The sequence below is a fragment of the Pseudomonas trivialis genome (assembly GCF_036864995.1).
Classification (GTDB): domain Bacteria; phylum Pseudomonadota; class Gammaproteobacteria; order Pseudomonadales; family Pseudomonadaceae; genus Aquipseudomonas; species Aquipseudomonas trivialis.
In genome coordinates this window covers 1,977,569-2,000,434 of sequence record NZ_CP142151.1, presented here as the reverse complement: position 1 = coordinate 2,000,434, position 22,866 = coordinate 1,977,569, and the positions used below count along the sequence as shown (strand labels likewise).

General features: G+C 60.7%; 17 protein-coding genes and 2 pseudogenes. 11 read left to right on the top strand and 8 right to left on the bottom strand.

Going from position 1 to position 22,866, the window contains the following annotated elements:
* Nucleotides 1–308: 308 nt before the first annotated feature.
* A complete protein-coding gene (locus tag VRB54_RS09015) occupies nucleotides 309–1,202 on the bottom strand; it encodes a LysR family transcriptional regulator (RefSeq protein ID WP_338480445.1) in 894 nt (297 codons plus the stop codon).
* Nucleotides 1,203–1,331: 129 nt separating this feature from the next.
* On the opposite strand from VRB54_RS09015, the gene VRB54_RS09010 reads away from it, so the two are divergent.
* The 6 genes from VRB54_RS09010 (at nucleotide 1,332) to VRB54_RS08985 (ending at nucleotide 9,027) form a co-directional block, all read left to right on the top strand.
* Nucleotides 1,332–2,978, top strand: coding sequence for a GMC family oxidoreductase (locus tag VRB54_RS09010; RefSeq protein ID WP_338480444.1), 1,647 nt, complete (start codon nucleotides 1,332–1,334; stop codon nucleotides 2,976–2,978).
* A 65-nt stretch (nucleotides 2,979–3,043) separates the two neighbouring features.
* Entirely contained in the window at nucleotides 3,044–4,666 is a 1,623-nt protein-coding gene (locus tag VRB54_RS09005) for an MFS transporter (protein WP_338480443.1), read from the top strand.
* Between the two features lie 151 nt (nucleotides 4,667–4,817).
* Complete coding sequence (locus VRB54_RS09000) at nucleotides 4,818–6,767, top strand: DNA topoisomerase III (protein ID WP_338481073.1); 1,950 nt, start codon at nucleotides 4,818–4,820, stop codon at nucleotides 6,765–6,767.
* A gap of 128 nt (nucleotides 6,768–6,895) precedes the next feature.
* Complete coding sequence (locus tag VRB54_RS08995; protein ID WP_209980949.1) at nucleotides 6,896–7,336, top strand: CBS domain-containing protein; 441 nt, start codon at nucleotides 6,896–6,898, stop codon at nucleotides 7,334–7,336.
* An 8-nt stretch (nucleotides 7,337–7,344) separates the two neighbouring features.
* Nucleotides 7,345–8,190, top strand: coding sequence for an NAD-dependent protein deacetylase (locus VRB54_RS08990; protein WP_338480441.1), 846 nt, complete (start codon nucleotides 7,345–7,347; stop codon nucleotides 8,188–8,190).
* Between the two features lie 507 nt (nucleotides 8,191–8,697).
* Nucleotides 8,698–9,027, top strand: coding sequence for a hypothetical protein (locus VRB54_RS08985; RefSeq protein WP_057009060.1), 330 nt, complete (start codon nucleotides 8,698–8,700; stop codon nucleotides 9,025–9,027).
* A 57-nt stretch (nucleotides 9,028–9,084) separates the two neighbouring features.
* Here VRB54_RS08985 and VRB54_RS08980 read toward each other — a convergent pair whose 3' ends face one another.
* Entirely contained in the window at nucleotides 9,085–9,987 is a 903-nt protein-coding gene (locus VRB54_RS08980) for a LysR family transcriptional regulator (protein ID WP_338480439.1), read from the bottom strand.
* 131 nt (nucleotides 9,988–10,118) lie between these two features.
* On the opposite strand from VRB54_RS08980, the gene VRB54_RS08975 reads away from it, so the two are divergent.
* The 3 genes from VRB54_RS08975 to VRB54_RS08965 are packed head-to-tail and all read left to right on the top strand — an operon-like array spanning nucleotide 10,119 to nucleotide 12,704.
* Nucleotides 10,119–10,817: a CoA transferase subunit A gene (locus VRB54_RS08975; RefSeq protein WP_231421746.1), complete on the top strand. Its 699-nt coding sequence runs from the start codon at nucleotides 10,119–10,121 to the stop codon at nucleotides 10,815–10,817.
* A 34-nt stretch (nucleotides 10,818–10,851) separates the two neighbouring features.
* Nucleotides 10,852–11,511 (top strand): CoA transferase subunit B, encoded by a 660-nt coding sequence (locus tag VRB54_RS08970; RefSeq protein WP_003232829.1) that lies wholly within the window; start codon nucleotides 10,852–10,854, stop codon nucleotides 11,509–11,511.
* An 11-nt stretch (nucleotides 11,512–11,522) separates the two neighbouring features.
* Nucleotides 11,523–12,704: an acetyl-CoA C-acetyltransferase gene (locus tag VRB54_RS08965; RefSeq protein ID WP_338480436.1), complete on the top strand. Its 1,182-nt coding sequence runs from the start codon at nucleotides 11,523–11,525 to the stop codon at nucleotides 12,702–12,704.
* A gap of 147 nt (nucleotides 12,705–12,851) precedes the next feature.
* On the opposite strand, the pseudogene VRB54_RS24505 reads toward VRB54_RS08965, so the two are convergent.
* The 3 genes and pseudogenes from VRB54_RS24505 to VRB54_RS08950 form a co-directional block, all read right to left on the bottom strand.
* Nucleotides 12,852–12,961 (bottom strand): annotated as a pseudogene (locus VRB54_RS24505) (DUF1615 family protein); the annotation flags it as partial.
* A gap of 216 nt (nucleotides 12,962–13,177) precedes the next feature.
* Nucleotides 13,178–13,291, bottom strand: a pseudogene (locus VRB54_RS08955) (DUF1615 family protein); the annotation flags it as partial.
* 204 nt (nucleotides 13,292–13,495) lie between these two features.
* Nucleotides 13,496–14,581: a DUF1615 domain-containing protein gene (locus tag VRB54_RS08950; RefSeq protein ID WP_338480433.1), complete on the bottom strand. Its 1,086-nt coding sequence runs from the start codon at nucleotides 14,579–14,581 to the stop codon at nucleotides 13,496–13,498.
* A gap of 245 nt (nucleotides 14,582–14,826) precedes the next feature.
* Between VRB54_RS08950 and VRB54_RS08945 the strand changes: the two genes are divergently transcribed.
* Together VRB54_RS08945 and VRB54_RS08940 are read left to right on the top strand one after the other, a co-directional pair.
* Nucleotides 14,827–19,605: an RHS repeat-associated core domain-containing protein gene (locus VRB54_RS08945; protein ID WP_338480432.1), complete on the top strand. Its 4,779-nt coding sequence runs from the start codon at nucleotides 14,827–14,829 to the stop codon at nucleotides 19,603–19,605.
* A 1-nt stretch (nucleotide 19,606) separates the two neighbouring features.
* Nucleotides 19,607–20,020 carry a hypothetical protein gene (locus VRB54_RS08940; protein ID WP_338480431.1) on the top strand — a complete coding sequence of 138 codons (414 nt, stop codon included), beginning with the start codon at nucleotides 19,607–19,609 and terminating at the stop codon, nucleotides 20,018–20,020.
* 75 nt (nucleotides 20,021–20,095) lie between these two features.
* Here VRB54_RS08940 and hemB read toward each other — a convergent pair whose 3' ends face one another.
* From hemB to VRB54_RS08925, 3 genes are all read right to left on the bottom strand, one after another.
* Nucleotides 20,096–21,070: a porphobilinogen synthase gene (gene hemB / locus VRB54_RS08935; protein WP_338480430.1), complete on the bottom strand. Its 975-nt coding sequence runs from the start codon at nucleotides 21,068–21,070 to the stop codon at nucleotides 20,096–20,098.
* Nucleotides 21,071–21,185: 115 nt separating this feature from the next.
* Nucleotides 21,186–22,016 carry a PhzF family phenazine biosynthesis protein gene (locus VRB54_RS08930; protein ID WP_338480429.1) on the bottom strand — a complete coding sequence of 277 codons (831 nt, stop codon included), beginning with the start codon at nucleotides 22,014–22,016 and terminating at the stop codon, nucleotides 21,186–21,188.
* Nucleotides 22,017–22,019: 3 nt separating this feature from the next.
* On the bottom strand, nucleotides 22,020–22,718 hold the full coding sequence (locus VRB54_RS08925) for a glutathione S-transferase N-terminal domain-containing protein (protein ID WP_338480428.1): 699 nt from the start codon (nucleotides 22,716–22,718) through the stop codon (nucleotides 22,020–22,022).
* Nucleotides 22,719–22,866: the final 148 nt, after the last annotated feature.

The window sequence follows — 22,866 nt, the reverse complement described above, 5'->3', positions numbered from 1 at the left end:
TGGCGTTGTTCTTCAAGGACGAAAATCACCTTTTCAGGCGATTACAGGCTTGTGGCGAGCGGGCTTGCCCTAATGCCGTTCAGTTAAGCGCAGATTCCCTGTGGCGAGCAGGCTTGTCCTGCGTTGGGCTGCGCAGCAGCCCCAAAATCAGACGCTGAGCCGTATCAGGTACACCGCGTTTTGCTGGACTGGGGGCGCTTCGCACCCCAACGCGGGGCAAGCCCGCTCGCCACAAGAAGCCTGCTCGCCACAGAGGCTGCAACTGGCTGCATGACAGCGCCAAGCTTCCCACCTTTTACCCAATTTCGTCAGGTAGACGCGCCGAGCAATAGCGCTTGCTCCCGTGCACACAGCTCCACCACGTAATCCCACAACACCCGCAGCCGCACCGATTTATGCAGTTCACGGCGCGAGCTGATCCAGTAGCTGCGCTGAATGCCTTCCTCCGGCAGCAGCGCGATCAGGTCCGGATCGCCGGCGGCCATGAAGCATGGCAGTACGGCGATCCCCAAGCCGGAGCGCGCCGCTTGATGCTGGGCGATGACGCTGGTGCTGTGGAATACCACTTTGGGGGTGCGGCAGAAGCTGCTGAGGAATTTGAGCTCCTGGCTGAACAGCAGGTCGTCGACGTAATCGATCCAGGCATGGGCCGCGAGATCTTCGCGCTTTTCAATCGGCGGGTGGCGGTCCAGGTAGGCACGGCTGGCGTAGAGCGCCAGGCGGTAGTCGGTGAGTTTGCGGGTGACCAGTTGGTCGACACTGGGACGCTCCAGGTGGATGCTGATTTCCGCCTCGCGGTTGAGGATGCTGACGAAGCGCGGCACCGCCACCAGCTCCACTTCCAGGCCTGGATAACGCTCGAACAGGCCTCCCATGCGCCCGGCCAGGAACATCACGCCCAACCCTTCCGCCACGCCCAGGCGAATCTTGCCCAGGGGCGCGGCGGAGTGGGTGAGTTCGTCTTCAGCCAGCAACGCAAGGTTTTCCATGGCCTCGGCGTGCTTGAGCAGCGCTTCGCCGGAGGGCGTCAGTTCATAGCCTTGTGCATGCTGCACAAACAATGCGGTGCCGAGGCTCTTTTCAATCGCTTCGATATGCCGGGCCACCGTGGCATGTGTGGTTTTCAGGCGCTGCGCGGCGGTGAGCAGGCGGCCGCTGCGCTGCAACTCGAGAAAAAACCGCAGGTCATTCCAGTCGAACATGTCGCCTCCATTGCGTGGCCTCGGGCAGCGCTGTTTAAAAACGCACAGCAGCTGGGCAAAAACTAACATTTTTAAGACGAAAACTAACAACTAGGATGGAACCAATAAGAAAAACAAGCGAGACCCCAGATGCCTCTTGCAACTGCGCAATACGATTACGTGGTGGTCGGTGCCGGCCCCGCAGGCTGCCTGCTGGCCAATCGACTGTCCGCCAACCCCGCCCACCGCGTCCTGCTGCTGGAAGCCGGTGGCCGCGACAACTACCCCTGGATTCACATTCCCGTCGGCTACCTGTTCTGCATCGGTAACCCGCGCACCGACTGGTGCTTCAAGACCGAAGCCCAGGCAGGCCTGCAAGGCCGTGCGCTGAGTTATCCACGGGGCAAGGTGCTGGGGGGCTGCTCGTCGATCAACGGCATGATCTATATGCGCGGCCAGGCCCGGGACTACGACGGCTGGGCGGACGCCGGCAATCCCGGCTGGGCCTGGAAGGACGTACTGCCGCTGTTCAAGCACAGCGAAAACCATTTTGCCGGTGGCTCGGAGTTCCACAATGACGGCGGCGAATGGCGCGTCGAGCAGCAGCGCTTGCACTGGCCGATCCTCGATGCCTTTCGCGATGCGGCGGCGCAAAGCGGCATCGCGTCGGTCAGTGATTTCAATCAGGGCGATAACGAAGGTTGCGGTTATTTCCAGGTCAACCAGAAAGCCGGAGTGCGCTGGAACGCGGCCAAGGCGTTTCTCAAACCCGTCCGCCAGCGACCCAACCTCACCGTGTTGACCGACGTGGAAGTCGACCGCGTGCTACTGGAAAACGGCCGTGCGTCAGCGGTGGTCGGCCGTCGACAGGGCCAGCAGATAACCTGGAAAGCGCACAAGGAAATCGTGTTGTGCGCAGGTGCCGTGGGCTCGCCGGGCATACTGCAGCGTTCGGGCATTGGCCCCTCCAGCGTGCTCAAGCCGTTGGGCATCGAGGTGCTGCATGAACTGCCGGGCGTCGGCGGCAACCTGCAGGACCACCTGCAACTGCGGCTGATCTACAAACTGGAAAATGCCCGCACCCTCAACCAGATCGCTGGCACCGTGTGGGGCAAGATGGGCATGGGCCTTCAATACCTGTATGACCGCAGTGGCCCGCTGTCGATGGCGCCCAGCCAGCTCGGCGCGTTTGCCCGCTCGGGGCCGGAGCAGACCTCGGCCAACCTCGAATACCACGTGCAGCCGCTGTCCCTGGAGCGCTTCGGTGAGCCGCTGCATGCATTCCCGGCGTTTACCGCATCGGTCTGCGACCTGCGCCCGCACAGCCGCGGGCATATCGATATTCGCTCGGCCAACCCGGCGGATGCGCCGCTGATCCAGCCCAATTACCTGAGCCATCCCGAAGACCTGCGCGTGGCCGCCGACGCCATTCGCCTGACCCGACGCATCGTCGCCGCACCGGCGCTGAGCCAGTTCAAACCGGTGGAATACCTGCCGGGCGAGGCGTTGCAGACCGAAGAACAACTGCACGAAGCCGCCGCCCGTATCGGTACCACGATCTTCCACCCAGTGGGCACCTGCCGCATGGGCAGCGACAAAGACGCCGTGGTCGACGCGCAACTGCGAGTACACGGCGTACCGGGGCTGCGCATTGCCGACGCCTCAATCATGCCGCGCATCACCTCCGGCAACACCTGCTCACCCACGCTGATGATTGCCGAGAAGGCTGCGCAGTTGATCCTTTCACCGCCCACAAGGAGCCTCGCCCCGGAGAAAGAACGGGTTCATGCAATCTGAACAGCGGCGTCACCTTTGACGCCGACAGTGGAACAACAATAAATAATCACTGTGAGGACTACCCGATGTCAGAACATGCTCAACCGCTCGGCGCCGCACTGCCTGCCAGCGCCGGTAACGACTCCAGAAAAGTCATCTTCGCCTCCTCCCTCGGCACAGTGTTCGAGTGGTATGACTTTTTCCTCTACGGCGCCCTGGCGGCCGTGATCAGCAAGCAGTTCTTTGCCGGGGTCAACGACACCACGGCGTTCATCTTTGCCTTGATGGCCTTCGCGGCGGGATTTGTGGTACGCCCGTTCGGCGCGCTGGTGTTCGGCCGCCTGGGTGACATGATCGGGCGCAAATACACGTTTTTGGTCACCATCATTTTGATGGGTGTGGCCACGTTCTGCGTCGGGCTGTTGCCGACCTACGCCAGCATCGGCATCGCGGCGCCGATCATCCTGATCGTGCTGCGCATGCTGCAAGGCCTGGCACTGGGCGGGGAATACGGCGGAGCAGCGACTTACGTGGCCGAGCACGCACCCGCAGGCAAACGCGGCCTGCACACCAGCTGGATCCAGTCCACCGCCACCCTCGGCCTGCTGCTGTCGCTGCTGGTGGTGCTGGCCTGCCGTTACTTCACGGGCGATCAATTCGAAGTATGGGGCTGGCGCATTCCGTTCCTGTTCTCCATCGTGCTGTTGGGCATTTCCACCTGGATCCGCATGAGCCTGCATGAGTCGCCGGCCTTTCTGAAGATGAAAGAGGAAGGCAAGGCCAGCAAGGCGCCGATCCGCGATTCCTTCGGCAAATGGGAAAACCTCAAGGTGGTGCTGATCGCCCTGTTCAGCATCAACGGCGGGCAAGCGGTGACCTTCTATGCCGCGCAGTTCTATGTGCTGTTCTTCCTGACCCAGTTCCTGAAAATGGACCCGGCCCTGGCCAACATGCTGCTGATCATCAGCGTGGTGATCGGCGCGCCGTTCTTTATCTTCTTTGGCTGGCTGTCGGACAAGGTCGGGCGCAAGCCGGTGCTGATGCTCGGCCTGCTGCTGGCAACCGTGCTGTACTTCCCGATCTTCAAGAGCCTGGCGCACTACACCAACCCGGCCATGGACCAGGCCAGCCGACAGGCGCCGATCACCGTACTGGCCGACCCTGCCACCTGCACCTTCCAGTTCGACCCGGTGGGCAAGGCGCGGTTTGACAGCCCCTGCGACAAGGTCAAGACCTTCCTGGTCAAGCAAGGCCTGCCTTACACCAGCGCCGCCGCACCGGCCGGCAGCCCGGTGCAGGTGAGCGTGGGTGACGTGCGCATCGATGGCTTCGACGAAGCCGCCCTGCGCGGCGCGGTGACCCTGGCCGGCTACCCGAGTTCGGCGGATGTGGCCCAGGTGAACAAGGTGATGGTGGTGGTGCTGATCGTCGCACTCATCCTGATCGCGGCCATGTGCTACGGCCCGCTGGCGGCACTGATGGTGGAGCTGTTCCCGACGCGCATCCGCTATACCTCGATGTCCCTGCCCTATCACATTGGTAACGGCTGGTTCGGCGGGTTCCTGCCGACGGTGTCGTTTGCGTTGGTGGTGTACACCGGGGATATTTTCTACGGGTTGTGGTATCCGGTGGTGGTGACGGGTGTGAGCCTGGTCGTAGGGCTGTTCTGCCTCAAGGAAACGCGCCACGTCGACATCGATAACAACTGATTGATCGGTGGAAATCCCTGTGGGAGCAAGCCTCTCCCACAGGGTTTTGCAATGAATACACAAATAGCTGTACATCCATACAGATAATGGTTGCTCAATTGCCTTCGACTAAGCATCCTGCAAGGCATCAACCCGAGCTGATGTGATGACCATGCGGCTGTACCTCTGTGAAAAACCTTCCCAGGCCAAGGATATCGCGGCCGTGCTCGGCGCCAGTCGCCGCGGCGACGGTTGCTGGCTGGGCAACGGGGTCACCGTCACCTGGTGCATCGGCCATCTGCTGGAAACCGCTCCGCCCGACGCCTACGACGCCAAATACAAGCGCTGGGTACTGGCCGACCTGCCGATCGTCCCGGAAAAATGGAAAATGCAGGTCAAGCCCAAGACCGCCAGCCAGTTCAAGGCGGTCAAGCGCCTGCTGGGGGAAGCCCAGGAGCTGATCATTGCCACCGACGCCGACCGTGAGGGCGAGATGATCGCGCGTGAGCTGGTGGAGCACTGCCGTTATCGCGGGCCGATCCAGCGGCTGTGGCTGTCGGCGCTGGACGACGCCTCCATCCGCAAGGCCCTTGCCGCGCTCAAGCCCGGCGCCGAAACCTTCAGCCTGTACCACTCGGCCCTGGGTCGCTCGCGCGCCGACTGGCTGATCGGCATGAACATGAGCCGCCTGTTTACCTTGCTGGGTCGTCAATCCGGTTATCAGGGCGTGTTGCCGGTCGGTCGCGTACAAACCCCGACCCTGCGCCTGGTGGTGGACCGCGACCGCAGCATCGCCGATTTCGTACCGGTGGCGTACTGGGCCATCGATGTCGACCTGCGGCACGACGCCATCACCTTCACTGCTCAGTGGCGTGCCGCAGAGGATGCCTGTGACGACCAGGGCCGCTGCCTCAACCCGCAAATCGCCCGTGACGCCGCCCAAGCGATGACCCAGGCCGCCAGCGCCCGGCTGGTGAAGCTGCGCACCGAGCGCATGCGTGAGGTGGCGCCCCTGCCCTTCGACCTGGGCACCCTGCAGGAAATCTGCTCGAAGAAACTCGGCCTCGGCGCCCAGGAAACCCTGGATATCGCCCAATCCCTCTACGAGACGCACAAGGTCATCACCTACCCACGCAGCGACTGCGGCTACCTGCCCTTGAGCCAGCACAGCGACGCGCCGAAGATTCTCGCGGCGCTGGGCCGCGCGGATGCCGCGGTAAACGAGCTGATGCCCCATATCGACCCTCAGCGCCGCTCGCGGGCCTGGAACGACACCAAGGTCAGCGCCCACCATGGCATCATTCCCACCGGGGCCGGCAAGGATGTCGGGCAACTCGCCGGCAAGCAGCGAGCGGTGTACACGCTCATTCGTGCGCGTTACCTGGCGCAGTTCCTGCCCAACCATGAATACGATCGCACCCAGGCCGATTTCGACTGCGCCGGCCAGGCGTTGCGCGCAGTGGGCAAGGTGGTGATCGAGCCGGGCTGGAAACGCGCCCTGCCCGAAGCACTGGCCCCCGCCAAAGGCCGCGAAGCCCCCGCGCCCCAGGCATTGCCGACGCTGGCGCAAGGTCGGGACTACGCGGTGGCCAGGGTCAACCTCAAGGACCTGTGGACCCAACCGCCCAAGCCGTTCACCGAAGGCGACCTGATCAAGGCGATGAAGAACGTCGCCAAGCTGGTGCAAGACCCGCTGCTCAAGCAAAAACTCAAGGACACCACCGGCATCGGCACCGAAGCCACCCGCGCCGGGATAATCCAGGGCCTGCTGGACCGCGGTTACCTGGTGAAGAATGGCAAGGCGCTGTCGGCCACGCCGGCAGCGTTCAGCCTGATCGACGCGGTGCCCCGGGCCATCGCCGACCCCGGCACTACCGCCATCTGGGAACAGGCGCTGGACATGGTGCAAAGCGGCGAAATGAGCCTAGAGGAATTCGTCGCCAAACAAGCGGCCTGGATGAGCAAGCAGGTGGCCCGGTGCAATGGCATGCGCATGACCATCACCGGCCCGGCCAGTCCGGCAGGCCGGGGTGCCACGCCCTGGAAAAACAAACGCAAGAGCGCCCCGCGCAAGACGGCGACCAGCGCCAAGCGCGCGAAAAAACCAACCAAAGCGGGTTAAAACACGAAAAAATCCGGTAAATGACGTTTTTCGACGGGTTTAACGCCGCTTTGGACCTTGCCCGGTTGTGGGCCGTCTAGGATTCTGTAGGACCCTGACTCACCAACAACAATATCGGAGTGGCCGCCATGAAAACCGTTGCACAACTGCTCAAAGCCAAGGACCAGAAGCATCACGACGTGCATACCATTCAATGGGACCACACCGTGTTCGAAGCGCTGGTGCGCATGTCGGAAAAAAACGTCGGCGCCTTGCCGGTCGTCAAGGACGGTGCGGTGGTGGGGATCATCAGCGAACGTGACTACGCGCGCAAACTCATCCTCAAGGGTCTGTCGTCGGTGACCACGCGGGTCGATCAGGTCATGAGTTCTCCGGTCATTACCGTTGAGCCCCATAAAAGTGTCGAGGAGTGCATGAACATCATGACCGACAGTCACCTGCGCCACTTGCCGGTGGTAGAAGATGGCAAGCTGCTGGGCTTGCTGTCCATTGGCGATTTGGTCAAGGAAGCCATTGCCGAACAGACGGACCTGATCAGGCAACTGGAGCAATACATTCGCGGCGAATAGGGGAACCCATGCTCGACACGCTGGAACATCTTGCCGATCAACTCGACACCCTGCACCGGGCAATAAGCGAACGGCGCTTTCTGGTCCTGACCGGTGCGGGGATCAGCACCTCCTCGGGCATCCCCGACTACCGCGACAGCGAAGGCGTGCGCCGTGGCAAGGCGCCGATGATGTACCAGGAATTTCTCGCCACACCCCAAGCGCGCCGTCGCTACTGGGCGCGGGCAATGCTGGGCTGGCCGAAGGTGCGCATCGCGCAGCCCAACGCGGCCCACCTGGCACTGGCGACCCTGCAACAGCGCCAGCACATCAGCGGGCTGATCACGCAAAATGTCGACACCCTGCATGATCAGGCCGGCAGCCAGGATGTGATCGAGCTGCATGGCAGCCTGCATCGGGTGCTGTGCCTGGACTGCCAGCAGCGCAGCCCGCGCGATGGAATCCAGCGGCAGATGGAGATCGACAATCCCTACCTCGCCCAGGTACATGCCGTGCAATTACCGGACGGCGACACCTTGCTCGAGCCCACATTCGAAGAACGCTTCCAGGTGCCCCGATGCCCACGCTGCAATGGCGAGCGGCTCAAGCCCGACGTGGTGTTTTTTGGCGAAAATGTGGCAGCGGCGACAGCCGCCAGGGCCATGACGGCGGTGGAGCATGCCGATGGGCTGTTGGTGGTGGGGTCGTCATTGATGGCCTATTCGGCGTTTCGTCTGTGCAAAACGATGGTTGAACAGGACAAGCCGGTGATCGCCATCAATTTGGGCAAAACCCGTGGCGATGAGCTGTTGCAGGTGAAGATTGAAGCGTCCTGTGAACATTTGCTGCCCTTGCTTGCCGAGCGATTGAGCTAGCAAAACACTGCACACCAAAAATGCCTTTTGGCTTGCCACAGAGGCGACCCGCCGCTCCCAAAATGACGCCCAAGTCACGTTTTTACGCATTCTCCCGTCATCAAAGCATTTTATGTAGTGCGAAAAAATAATCACTACATAATCATTGACGCGACGTTTTAGTCCTTGCATGATCTAGACGTCTCCCGCATCGGGAGCGTTCGTAACACGCGTTTTGACAGCACTCGTCTGACCGCCGAGCTGTTTTTTCCGGATGTGCACTGCCCACAAGGCAGATTGATGAAGCTGACCTGTCCCGCAAGGGTTGGGTACAGGCGCTCAAATGCGGCCTGTCTTCGTTATGAATGCATTGCGTAGCAGTTCATCAGCAAGACTACATGCATCAGTTTCAAGACCCTGCCCGTATTTGGCAGACCGTCACTGACGCCCGGTTTTTTGAGCCGGAGACAACTAAGCAGTTTTAACGGAATTAACGGATAGATCACCAACTGGTCAAGGGGCTTACACATGAATCTGAATAACCAACCCACTATCGATGAATTGGCTGAGATGTTCGCCGCGCAGAAAGACACACTCGACGACCATATCCTGTGGGTGGAAAAATCGGGCGAAGTGAAAATTGACTGCCTGGCGCCCCACTCCGAAGAAGCCGATTTCGACCGCAGCCACCGAGAGCTGGCGGCGCGCCTGAAGATGTACCGTCGCGGCCAGGGTTATGTCGGCAAGAAAGCAGCCGCCGATCGCAACTTTATCGAGCAGGTATTCGACACAATCAACAATGCCTGGGCCTCTTTCAAAGACAGCTCGCAAGTTAAAGTGATCGATCGTTACTACTAGCCAAGTGCAACTTCAGGGAGCAGGTTTGACTGCTTCCTGAAGTTACTGCGCAGTCACTCAGAACGTTGGAAAACTTCCCTTCTGCGCCTCATCCCGAAAGATATCAAACAACACTTGCGCCGCCGCCGACAGCTCATGCCCCGGTTTGGTCAACACGCCAATCGGCCGCTCGATCACCGGGCCGGTCAAGGTGATGCACCGCGCGCCCGCCTCCTCCATCTGCCCTCTGCATAACGCCGGCACGGCGCTCACGCCCAGGCCACTGGCTACCATCTTGCCCACCGTCGCCAGTTGATGGCTTTCCAGCGCCACCGGCAGCGTCATGTGCAACGCACCGAGGTGCTCCTCCAGCATCACCCGCACCGTGGAGGGTCGTTGCAAGGTAATGAACGGGTATTCGAGCAAGGTTTGCCAGTTGATTGCCGTGTGCCGCGCCAAGGGTGAGTCGCCTGGCACTACGGCAATGAAGCGGTCCAGATACAGGGGCGTAAACGCCAATGCCGAACCTTCACCCGGCTCGAACGCCACGCCCAGCTCCACCTGGCGGTCGCGGACCATTTCCAGCACCTGCTCATTGATCAGGTCATGCACGGTCACATTCACCTGAGGGTAACGCGCGCGGAATAGGGTCAGGATCGGCGGCAGCAGGTTGCCGGCAAACGATGGCATCGCCGCCACGGTCACGCGCCCGCGCCGCAAGGTAAAACGTTGACGAAGTTCGTCTTCGGCATTGTCCCAGTCAGCAATCAACCGACGCGCCAGCGGCAAGAGGGATTCGCCCTCAGGGGTGAGCGCCACATTGCGCGTGGTGCGGCTGAACAGACGACCGCCCAGGCCTTCTTCCAACCCTTTTATGGTGAGGCTGAGCGCCGACTGGGACAGGTGAAGGCGCTCACACGCGGCGGCAAAACTCAGGCTTTGCGCCACAGCCAGGAAGGCACGTAGCTGTTTGACGGTCATGACTGCTCCGGGTGGCGGCTCGACTATGCTGTTTTCTAAATCAATCAACCTTAAAAAACAACTTAACAAATCAATCCGGCAGCGCAACACTCGGTTCATTGGCTGGCCCACACATAATAAAAGAGGTGCATATGGCAGGTTTCGATAAACGCGTGGCGTCCTACGAGGAAGCCCTGGCAGGCCTGGAAGACGGCATGACCGTCCTCGCCGGTGGTTTTGGTCTGTGCGGCATTCCGGAAAACCTCATCAACGAGATCAAGCGCAGGGGCACGCGCGACCTGACCGTGGTCTCCAACAACTGCGGTGTCGATGGTTTCGGCCTCGGCGTGCTGCTCGAAGAAAAACAGATCAGCAAAGTGATCGCGTCCTACGTGGGTGAGAACGCCCTGTTCGAGAAGCAACTGCTCAGCGGCGAAATCGAAGTGGTGCTGACCCCGCAAGGCACCCTCGCGGAAAAAATGCGCGCAGGCGGCGCCGGCATTCCGGCGTTCTTCACCGCCACCGGCGTCGGCACCCCGGTGGCCGAAGGCAAGGAAACCCGTGAATTCAACGGCCGCCCCTACCTGATGGAAGAATCCATCACCGGCGACTTCGCCATCGTCAAAGGCTGGAAAGCCGACCACTTCGGCAATGTCATCTACCGCCACACCGCCCAGAACTTCAACCCGCTGGCCGCCACCGCCGGCAAGATCACCGTGGTGGAAGTCGAGGAAATCGTCGAACCGGGCGAACTGGATCCGGCGCAGATCCACACCCCTGGCATCTATGTCGACCGGATCATCTGCGGCACCTTCGAAAAGCGCATCGAACAGCGCACCGTCCGCACATAATCTGCCCCAGGCCCTGACAACAAGGACTCATAAAATGGCGCTTACCCGCGAACAAATGGCTCAACGCGTCGCACGCGAAATGCAGGACGGTTTCTACGTGAACCTCGGCATCGGCATTCCAACCCTGGTGGCCAACTACATCCCCGACGGCATGGAAGTGATGCTGCAATCGGAAAACGGCCTGCTGGGCATGGGCCCGTTTCCTACTGAAGAGACGCTTGATGCCGACATGATCAACGCCGGCAAACAGACGGTGACCGCGCGCATCGGCGCCTCGATCTTCTCCTCTGCCGAGTCCTTCGCGATGATTCGCGGCGGCCACGTCGACCTCACCGTACTCGGGGCGTTTGAAGTCGACGTGCAGGGCAACATCGCCTCGTGGATGATCCCCGGCAAGATGGTCAAGGGCATGGGCGGCGCCATGGACCTGGTGGCCGGTGCGGAAAACATCATCGTGATCATGACCCACGCGTCCAAGGACGGTGAGTCGAAGTTGCTCAGCCAATGCAGCCTGCCGCTGACCGGCGCCCACTGCATCAAGCGTGTGCTCACGGACCTGGCTTACCTGGAAATCGACAATGGCGCGTTTATCCTCAAGGAACGCGCACCAGGCGTCAGCGTTGAAGAAATTGTGAGCAAGACCGCCGGTAAACTCATCGTCCCGGACCATGTTCCGGAAATGCATTTTCAGTGAGGACCGATTCCATGCAAGACGTCGTGATTGTTGCTGCCACCCGCACCGCCGTGGGCAGCTTCCAGGGTTCGCTGGCGACTATTCCGGCACCGGAACTCGGCGCCGCCGTGATCCGCCGCCTGCTGGAGCAGACCGGCCTGGACCCGGCCCAGGTGGATGAAGTAATCCTCGGCCAGGTGCTCACCGCAGGCTCGGGCCAGAACCCGGCGCGCCAGGCCTCGATCCTCGCCGGTTTACCCCACGCCGTATCGGCTCTGACCCTGAACAAGGTCTGCGGCTCGGGCCTCAAGGCCCTGCACCTGGGCACGCAGGCGATTCGCTGCGGCGACGCCGAGGTGATCATCGCCGGCGGCATGGAAAACATGAGCCTGGCCCCCTATGTGTTGCCGGCCGCGCGCACCGGTTTGCGCATGGGCCACGCCAAAATGATCGACAGCATGATCACCGATGGCCTGTGGGATGCGTTCAACAACTATCACATGGGCATCACCGCCGAGAACCTGGTGGACAAGTACGGCATCAGCCGTGAAGCCCAGGATGCCTTCGCCGTCGCGTCCCAGCAAAAAGCCGCTGCGGCCATTGAAGCCGGGCGATTTGTCGATGAGATTACGCCGGTCCTGATTCCCCAGCGCAAGGGCGACCCCATAGCCTTTACCGTGGATGAGCAACCACGCGCCGGCACCACGGCCGAGTCCCTGGGTAAACTCAAGCCCGCGTTCAAGAAAGACGGCAGCGTCACGGCCGGCAACGCTTCCAGCCTCAACGACGGCGCTGCAGCGGTGTTGCTGATGAGTGCGGACAAAGCCAAGGTGCTTGGACTGCCGGTGCTGGCGCGTATCGCCGGCTACGCCAATGCCGGCGTCGACCCGGCCATCATGGGCATTGGCCCGGTCTCGGCGACCCGCCGCTGCCTGGACAAGGCCGGTTGGACACTCGCCGACCTGGACCTGATCGAAGCCAACGAAGCCTTCGCCGCGCAAGCTCTGGCGGTGGGCAAGGAACTGGAGTGGGACGCCGACAAGGTCAACGTCAACGGAGGCGCCATCGCCATCGGCCACCCGATCGGCGCTTCAGGCTGCCGCGTGCTGGTGACCCTGCTGCATGAAATGATCAAGCGCGATGCCAAAAAAGGCCTGGCCACCCTGTGCATCGGCGGCGGTCAGGGCGTAGCCCTGGCCCTCGAACGCAGCTGATTTCACAGGCCAATACACTCCAACTGTGGGAGGGGCTTGCTCCCGATAGCGGTGGTTCAGTCAGCACATCTTTGACTGCATCACCGCCATCGGGAGCAAGCCCCTCCCACATGTTGATCTTCATCATGGCTGGAGAGGCTCAGCGCTTACGGCACGCGGCAGCGGTCTGCCGGCCGCCTTGTCGGCCAGGGCAAAACGCGCTTGTAGAAGGTCGTGTCTTCGAAATCCAATTGCTCGCCCTGTTCCAACTGGCTGCGAAAGAGGCCTGGCTCCCCCTGTGCATCGGCGGCGGTCAGGTCGTGGCCCTGGCCCTCGAACGCAGCTGATCTAAAGACCAACACAGCCCAACTGTGGGAGGGGGCTTGCTCCCGATGGCGGTGGTTCAGTCAGCACATCTTTGACTGCATCACCGCCATCGGGAGCAAGCCCCTCCCACATGTTGATCTTCATCATGGCTGGAGAGGCTCAGCGCTTACGGCACGCGGCAGCGGCCTGCCGGCCGCCTTGTCGGCCAGGGCAAAAACGCGCTTGTAGAAGGTCGTGTCTTCGAAATCCAATTGCTCGCCCTGTTCCAACTGGCTGCGAAAGAGGCCTGGCTCCCCTGTGCATCGGCGGCGGTCAGGTCGTGGCCCTGGCCCTCGAACGCAGCTGATCTAAAGACCAACACAGCCCAACTGTGGGAGGGGGCTTGCTCCCGATGGCGGTGGTTCAGTCAGCACATCTTTGACTGCATCACCGCCATCGGGAGCAAGCCCCTCCCACATGGTGCTCTTCATCACGGTTGGAAAGGCTCAGCGCTTCATGCAGCGCTGATAACGCTCATCCACCCGTTTGGCAAACCACGCCGTGGTGAGGTTTCGGGTGATCTTCGGACTCTTGAGCACAATGCCCGGCAACACGGCACGCGGCAGCGGCTTGCCGGCAGCTTTGTCGGCCAGGGCAAACACGCGTTTGTAGAGGGTCGTGTCCTCGAAATCCAATTGCTCGCCCTGTTCCAGCTGGCTGCGAATGCTGGGGTTGCGCATGTCCAGTTTCGCGCCCAGCGAGCGCACCGCCAGCTCGGTGGTGCCCGGCAGCACCGAGCCGTAGCGAATCAAGTCCCCATCCAACGCCAACTCACTGCCGGAAACGCGGCTGACCGCCGCCTGGAACGCAGCATTGCGGCTTGCGTACCACCCCGCATTGAAGTCGGCAAAGCGATAAAGCGGCTGGTCATAAGTGACCGGGTAGCCCAGCAAGTGAGCAATGCCGAAGTACATGCCGCCACGGCGGGTGAACACTTCGCGGCGAATCGTACCGTCCACCGTGTAGGGATAATCGCGCGCCTGCTTCTGCGCAAACTCGATGCTGACCTGCATCGGACCTGCGGTGTGCACCGGGTTGAAGCCGCCGAACAGCGTATTGCCCAGGGGCACCATGCTGATGAAATCGTCGAAGATACCGCTGAGGTCCTTCTCGGTGCGCGCGGCATTCAGGCGCTCGGCGTAGGTCTTGCCGCCGGGCGAACGCACCTGCAAGGCGCTGCGGACCACAAATGCCGGCACATGCACCTTGCCGGCACGGCGCAGGATTTCATCCTGGGCGATCTTGCCCATATTCGGCACGGCCGGGTCGACTTGATAGGTGGATTCCTGCTCAGTCACCGCCAGCACGGCGCAGATATTTTCGGTGCTGGGGTAGATGTGCTGGGTGTCGAACGCGGTGTAAATGTCCTGGGCCCAACCGTTGCGGTCGGCGACTTTAGCGGGCAGCAGGCGCACGATCTGCGCCTTCACCTCGGCCTCGCTGCGCTCCGGCTGCTGCGGGCCGCGTGACGTTGAGCAGCCGGCCAGCACCAGCAAAGTCGTGAGGCTGAGGATCAAGCGTGTTGAGTACATGGAGCTTCCTTGGATAACGATGGACCAGGCAGTGCGGATATCGACAGGCAAGTCTAGCGCGGGTTCGCCACTCTACCCTGCGCCATTTGAAAGGGGACACATTCCGCTGAAATCTCCCACATGAGCCTCGGATAACCTCTACTCCCCTCCTACCCCGACCTCGGCAAAGTCCGTCGCCTGATCACACAGTGCGAGGGATTGCAGATGGATTTGTTCGTTAAGGCCCTGGTTGCCGGGGCTGTCTCATGATCAACCCTACCAGTCAGGCCATTGGCTTTCTGGTGCTGGCCGCCATGGACTCGAAGACGCGGGACGTCGAATCCGTTCTCGGCGATTTCCGGCGTTGCCTCAATTCCTACGATCTATGGGCGCAAAGCTATTTCAGCTTTTCCGCGCTCGATATCGAGCAGGTGTTCAAGGTCGGCGACGAGGTGGTGATCGCGCCGATCACCCGTTCACTCTTCCCCAGCAGCACCGTCGCCGCCTGCCCTGCTGACGGCACGCTGACGCTGGTGCATATGTTCGAGAGTTCACGCTTTGTGCCCATTGGCAATACGCCGGTGGTGCTGCAGCGGATTGACCCGAACGGTGGGCCGCTGGGCGAGCCCATCCATCACACCATCGGGCCCGGCGGCATTCTTGAAGTCAAGGAATGTGATCGCAGCCAGCGTTACCGCATCAGCTTTTATCCCAATGTTTCCCAGGACCATTTCAAAGCGCTGTACGCCTCCTATCAATCGGTGATCGCCCCCCTCGAAAATTGGCTGCGCAATGAATGGCACGACACATTCGAACCCTTGTGGAAGGGCTATTCCGAGGCGAATTTTCTCAAGCGCTACCTCTCGTTGCATCGAGCCTACGCCCAAGGCTTCAGCGAAGCGCTGTATTCATTGTGGGACAGCATCAAGCAGCTGCTGGAGTGGCTTTCAGCCCCGCTGGCAAATGCTGAAAAGCTGCTGCATTACCTCTCACAGGCAGAACTTGACCAGTTACTGGCGTTGAGTGCCGAGACCCTCGCCAAGGGGCTGCTGGTGCTCAGCGATGAACCCTTGTTGTTCGTGTACCTGGCGGCGCTGGTCAGCTGGATGCGCCTGCTGCCGCCGCCCTACATGAACGAAATGCTGGGAGAGCTCGGCGCCGAAGTACTGATCAATTTGTTGCTGGGGATGGCGACGGCCGGGATGGGCATGGCGGTGCGCATCAGTACGAAAGTGCTCGGCCACATCAAGTCTCACCGTACACGCCAGTGGTTGCAGCAGATAGCCAGTCACTTTGGCAAGGCGAACCTGGACGAGCATACCGATGCGCTGAAGCCGGTGTTGTTAGCCAGTGCGGCCACGCCGATCAAGACGGTGGCGCCGCTGAAGGTGGGCGAGGAGCTGGTGCCGAACGCGGTGCCGGCAGTGCGCAGCCAGCAGCAGCGCACAGCGCTCGTGCACGAATCGCCCGTGGATGATGTGCCGGTGTCGGCGAAGAACCCGGCGGGGGATGCGGCTGCCTCTTCGGACAAGACCGTGACCAACGGCTGCCCGGTGTCGATGGTCACCGGCGAGGAATTGCTCACCCTCACCGACGGCACCCTCGACGGGATTCTGCCGTTTGAGTGGACGCGGGTGTATCGCACCAGTGCGGTGGAAATCGATGTTGGGCTGGGGTTTGGCTGGAGCCATGCCCTGGCGCAACGGCTGGTGGTGTCGGGCGATTCGGTGCTGTGGACCGACCATGAGAATCGCTCGACCCCCCTGCCCTTGCCGACCGCTTCACGCCCGGCGATCACCAACAGCCTGGCGGAAGCAGCGATCTTTCTGGGCGATTTGCCGGATGAACTGGTGCTGGCCCAGTCGTCGCGGTTTTATCACTTTCGCGATGGCGTGCTGGTGTCGATCAGTGATGCGTATGACAACCGGCTGCGCATTTCCCGCGATGTGCTGGGGCGTATCGAACGGCTGGACACCGGCGCCGGGCGCTCGCTGTGGTTGCGCTATGCGCAGGGCCGGATTGGCGCGGTGGACTATCAGGTGCATCGCGCCAAGGGCCGTGAGCCTTACGAGTGGGTCACTGAACAGACGGTTGTGTCCTACACCTACGACGACGCAGACCGACTGGTGTCGGCGACCAATGCTGTAGGTGAGTGCGAGGTTTATCGGTACGACGAGCAGCACGTGATTCTCGAGCGTGGGCTGGCCGGTGGGGCGAGTTTCTTCTGGGCGTGGGAACGTTCCGGCAAGGCGGCGCGCTGTGTACGGCATTGGGCCAGCTTTACGCAGATGGACACGCGTTATGTGTGGGGTGATGACGGGCGCGTCACCGTGCATAACGCCGATGGTAGCCAGGAAGTGTATGTGCATGACCCGCGGGCGCGGCTGGTGCAGCGGGTTGATCCGGATGGCGCTCAACACTTCAAATCCTACGATGAAAAAGGCCGGCTGACGGTTGAGCAGGACCCGCTCGGCGCGGTGACGGCGTATCAGTACGACGATGCTGGACGCTTGGTGGCGCTGTTTCCGGGGGACGATGAGCCGACGTCCTACGAGCATGACAACGGGTTCGTACGGGTTGTAAGGCGTGGTGAGGCGGTTTGGAAATACGAGCGTAATGAACAAGGCGACGTAACGCGCAGGACCGATCCTGACGGCCATGTCACGGACTACAGCTACAACAAACACGGGCAACTGATTGGGGTGTGGTATCCCGATCACAGTTGTCAGCGGCTGGTATGGAATGAGCGCGGGCAACTGCTTGAGGAGCAGTTGCCCAATGGCGGGATCAGGCGCTATCGCTATGACGACCTCGGGCGACAGGTGGCGCGCGAGGATGAGCATGGCGCGCTGACCCAGTATCAGTGGGACAGTGTGGGCCGGCTGATTCGTCTGGTATTGCCGGGCGGTGCATGCAGGGAATACAGCTACAACGCCTACGGAAAAATCACCGCCGAACGCGATGAACGGGGGCACGTCACCCGCTACGAGTATGCCGATGGGCTGCACCTGATCAGTCGGCGACTCAATGCCGACGGCACTCAGGTCCAGTATCGCTATGACAATGCGCGGTTATTGCTGACTGAGATTGAAAACGAGGTCGGCGAGACCTACCGGCTTGCCTACCATCCCAACGGCCTGATCCAGCAGGAAATCGGCTTTGACGGCCAGCGTACCGCCTACGTTTATGACCTCAACGGCAATCTGCAGGAAAAGACCGAACATGGCGACGATGGCAGTCAGCTCATCACCCGTTATGAGCGAGATTCTGCCGGGCGCCTTGTCAGAAAAACCCTGCCGGACGGCAATCAGGTGGATTACACCTACGACCGCCAGGGCAATCTCCTCAGCGTCGAAGACGGTCACTGGGCGCTGGCCTACGAGTACGATCGACAAAACCGCCTGACCGCCGAGCATCAAGGCTGGGGCACCTTGCGTTATGGCTATGACGCCTGCGGACAACTGCAGCGCCTGCGTCTGCCGGACAACAACCGCGTCACGTTTAACCACGATAAAGGCGGCCACCTCGGCAGCGTCGAACTCAACGGTGAAGTGCTTACCTCGCATCTATTCAAAGCGGGCAAGGAGCAGCAACGACAGCAAGGCCAACTGCTCAGCCATTACCACTACGACGACCAACACCGCCTGCACGCCCACGCCATCACGCAACAGGAAAATCGCTACTACCGCCGCCAATACGACTACGACAAATCCGGCAACCTCGCCCGCGTTCTCGACACCCGCAAAGGCGAACACCACTACGCCTACGACCCGCTCCACCGCCTGACCCGCGCCGACCACTCGCAGGACTTACAGGAACGCTTCGGCCACAACCCGGCCGGCAACCTGCTGATGCACGACCGCCCCGGCCCGGACATCGTCGCCGGCAATCGCCTGCTGATCCAGGGCGACCGGCATTACGACCACGACGCCTTCGGCAACCTGATCCGCGAACGCCGTGGCAAAGCTCACGCACTGGTCACCGAATACCGCTACGACTGCCAGCATCGTTTAACCAGCATCACCCAACCCAGCGGCCAAACCGCCCACTACCGCTACGACCCCTTTGGCCGCCGCATTAGCAAAACCGTTGCCGGAATAACGACGGAGTTTTTCTGGCAAGGCGACAAACTGATCGCCGAACACCACGCCGACCGCCACCGCAGCTACCTCTACGAACCCGACAGCTTCCGGCCATTGGCCCTGCTGGAAGGTTTCGGCCCCAACGCCACCAAACCCTACCACTACCAACTCGACCATCTCGGCACCCCACAGGAACTCACCGCACCAGACGGCGAAATCGTCTGGTCCGCCCACTACCGCGCCTACGGCCACATCAGCCGCCTCGACGTCGGAAAAGTCGACAACCCGCTGCGCTTTCAAGGTCAATACTTCGATCAGGAAAGCGGCCTGCACTACAACCGCCATCGCTACTACAATCCGGATGTTGGGCGCTATCTGACGCCGGACCCGGTAAAGCTGGCGGGTGGGATCAATGCGTACCGGTATGTGCCCAATCCTACGGGTTGGGTGGATCCGCTAGGCTTGAACACGTGCCCTGAAAACAACGGCTGCAAACCTTCACTAAGCATTAATGATCCCGCTGAACAAGCATCTATAAAGAAAATAGAACCCGCACCGCCCACTCCGCAGGAAAGTGAAGACTATCTTTTCCGTGGAGATAAAGCATCACCTGACGAGGTATTCAAAAATGGGTTTAAGAGCAAAGGAGACAGTGAGGACCTATACTTGCACGCGGTAGATAGTGATGACCCTGCGAGTAACTTCATAAGCACTTCACCTTCGCGGACGGTAGGAATCATGTTCGCCACAAGTTACGGCACTAACAAAGGTTATCTATACACGCTCAAAAGCATTGAGGGTCACGATATAAACTTAGAGCTAGGAAAGCAAACACCTTATCCAAAAGAAAAAGAATTTGCCATCCATCATGTAATAAACTCAGAGGACATTCTGGGGGCTACACCGGTAAAGGCTGATGGAAGCTATATAGGCTACTCAATTCCAAACCCAAATAGGAAATAACATGAAAACACAAAAAATACAGGTGATCGTCAACAACCAAAAAGCAGAGGTGACAGTAAAATATGACTCTGGAAAACTTACGATGACGTTTTCGGAGGCTGAAAACTTTCAGAAAACTTATGAAGGAAATGACATGTATGTTTGCCTGGCTAAAATTCGAGCGGAATTTCCCCATATTACCTTTCTATGCAAAGGCGCAAAGATAAATGTAAAACCTTCAAGAATGGCCTCTCAAATGAGCGCAGGACTAGTTGCTTACGAAATGAACTTAGGCAAACAAGCGACCAATGAAGATATCGTCCGCATTTTTGATTACGAGGAGGAAAACCTAACAAACGACCCAAAAGAACAGATCGACTTCTTTAAAAAATGGCTGGCATCATTGGGAGCACAAGATTATGAAAAATTTAACTGAGCATGATCTCGAAATATCAAAGAGCACTGCACCTGTGGCGAGCAACTCACCTCGCCACAGACCTACAAACCAAAATCAAATCCCAGCCAACGCCAACTCCATCGCAAAATACGTAAAAATCAAATCCGCACCCGCTCTCTTAATCGAACCCAACGTCTCCCGCACCACGCGATCCTCGTCAATCGCACCCGCTTGGGCACCGAACTTGATCATCGCGTACTCACCACTTACCTGATACGCCGCCACCGGCAGACGCGAGGCTTCGCGGATGTCGCGGATGATGTCGAGGTAGGCGCCTGCTGGCTTGACCATCAATGCGTCCGCGCCTTCCTGTTCATCCAGCAGCGATTCGCGGACGGCTTCGCGGCGGTTCATTGGGTTCATCTGGTAGCTTTTACGGTCGCCCTTGAGGGCGCTGCCGCCGGCTTCGCGGAAGGGGCCGTAGAGGGCCGAGGCGAATTTGGTGGAGTAGGCCATGATCGGGATGTGGGTGAAGCCGGCGTCATCCAGGGCGCGGCGGATGGCCTGGACCTGACCGTCCATCGCGGCTGACGGGGCGATCACATCGGCACCGGCGCGGGCGGCGGCCACGGCTTGTTTGCCGAGGTTGACCAGGGTCGCATCATTGTCGACATGGGCGCCGTGCATCACGCCGCAGTGACCGTGGTCGGTGTATTCGCAAAAACAGGTGTCGGACATCACGATCATTTCCGGCACGGCGTCCTTGATGATCGACGACATGCGCGAGACCAGGCCACGTTCCTGCCAGGTGTCGCTGCCGTTGGCGTCCAGGTGGTGGGACACGCCAAAGGTCATCACCGACTTGATGCCGGCGCGGGCGTAGCGCTCGATTTCACCGGCAAGCTTTTTCTCAGGGATGCGCTGCACGCCCGGCATGCTGGTGATCGGCACGAAGTCGTCGATCTCCTCCTCGACGAAGATCGGCAGCACCAGGTCGTTGAGGGTGAATTCGGTTTCCTGGAACAGGCCGCGCAACTGCGGTGAGCGGCGCAGGCGGCGGGGACGGGACTCGGGGAACTGGCTGGTCATGGAACTCCTGAAAAACGGCAGAAACAGTGGGGCAAAAGCTTATGCCCCTTGATTGCATGGAACAAACGCCGAAGGCCCAATAGTCTGTTGCATGGCCTGTAACAATTGCCTTGCGCTAGAGCTGCAGACGCCCGTCGATACAGACCGCAACGGCGCCACCGATCCAGATCTCATCGCCCTGGCGTTCGATATGGATACGCCCTGCCCTGCCCATCGCCGTGCCCTGGCTGACCACGTAGCGTTCAGGCGCCAGGCCCTCACTGAGCAACCATTGTGCGACACCCGCATTCAGGCTGCCGGTGGCCGGATCTTCCGGAGCGCCGTCCCCCGCGACAAAGGCGCGGACCTCAAACTGAGTGTCGCCCACGTCGTTCGGCGCAATCACGCCGACCGCCAGGCCAAGCAATTGCGCGTAATCGGGCTGCAGGTCCAGCACGCTCTGTCGGTCGGCCAGCATCACGGCCAGCCAACCGGCGCCATTGTCGACCCACTGGCTGCGCAGGATGGCACCGGGTGCCAGGCCCAGCCCCAGGCGAACGCGCTCCAGCAATGAGGCCTCCACCTCACCGGACCGCAACAACGGCGGCGCAATAAACGCCAGCGCTTCGCCCTGGCGCCGGATACGCACCAGGCCGATTTCACATTCCTGAATGATCTCTTCGCCCTTCGGCACACCGCCGGCCTGCAGCCACGCGTGACAGCTGCCCAGGGTCGGGTGCCCGGCGAACGGCAGTTCCCGCAGGGTGGTGAAGATGCGAACCCGGTAGTCAGCCCGTGGATCGCGTGGCGTCAGCAAAAACGTGGTTTCGCTGAGGTTGGTCCACTTGGCGAAATCGGCCATCTGCTGGTCGGTCAGGCTGTCAGCGCCCAGCACCACCGCCAGTGGGTTGCCCTTGAGCGGTACGCTGCTGAACACATCCAGTTGCTTGAAATCGAAAGTCGGCATGGGTCAGCTCGGCATGCTCAGGCCACGGATCACCGCTGGCCGGGCGACGAAGCCATCCAGCGCGCGCAGTACATTGGGGAAGTCGGCGATGCCCACCACGTCGCCGGATTCATAGAAGCCGATGAGGTTGCGAATCCAGGGGAAGGTTGCGATGTCGGCGATGCTGTAGTCGTCGCCCATGATCCAGGTACGGCCCAGCAGGCGTTTTTCCAGCACCTCGAGCAGGCGCCGTGATTCGGCGGCGTAGCGGTCGCGGGGGCGTTTGTCTTCGTAAGCCTTGCCGGCGAACTTGTTGAAGAATCCGAGCTGGCCGAACATCGGGCCGATGCCGCCCATCTGGAACATCAGCCATTGCAGGGTTTCGTAACGGGTGGCCGGGTCTTCGGAGAGCAACTGGCTGGTTTTTTCCGCGAGGTAGATGAGGATCGCGCCCGACTCGAACAATGCCAGCGGCTGGCCGCTGGGGCCATTGGGGTCGATGATGGCGGGAATCTTGTTGTTGGGATTGAGCGACAGGAACTCGGGGGAGAGCTGGTCCTGAGTGTCGAAACTGACCTTGTGCGCCTCATAGGGCAGCCCCAGTTCCTCCAGCATGATCGAGACTTTGACGCCGTTGGGCGTGGGCAACGAATACAGCTGCAGGCGTTCGGGGTGCTGGGCGGGCCATTTGGCGTTGATCGGGAAGGCAGCGAGTGGATTCATCGGGAAACCCCTGGGCGGAAACCCACCATCATAGTCATCTGCCCGCCTTCGTGCATGGGTCATCATTGCGCAACAATGGTGCGCTAATCTGCCGCGAGCGCGAACCAAAGTGCCCCGATGCACTCTTAAGTGCGCCCTCATGGGTGAA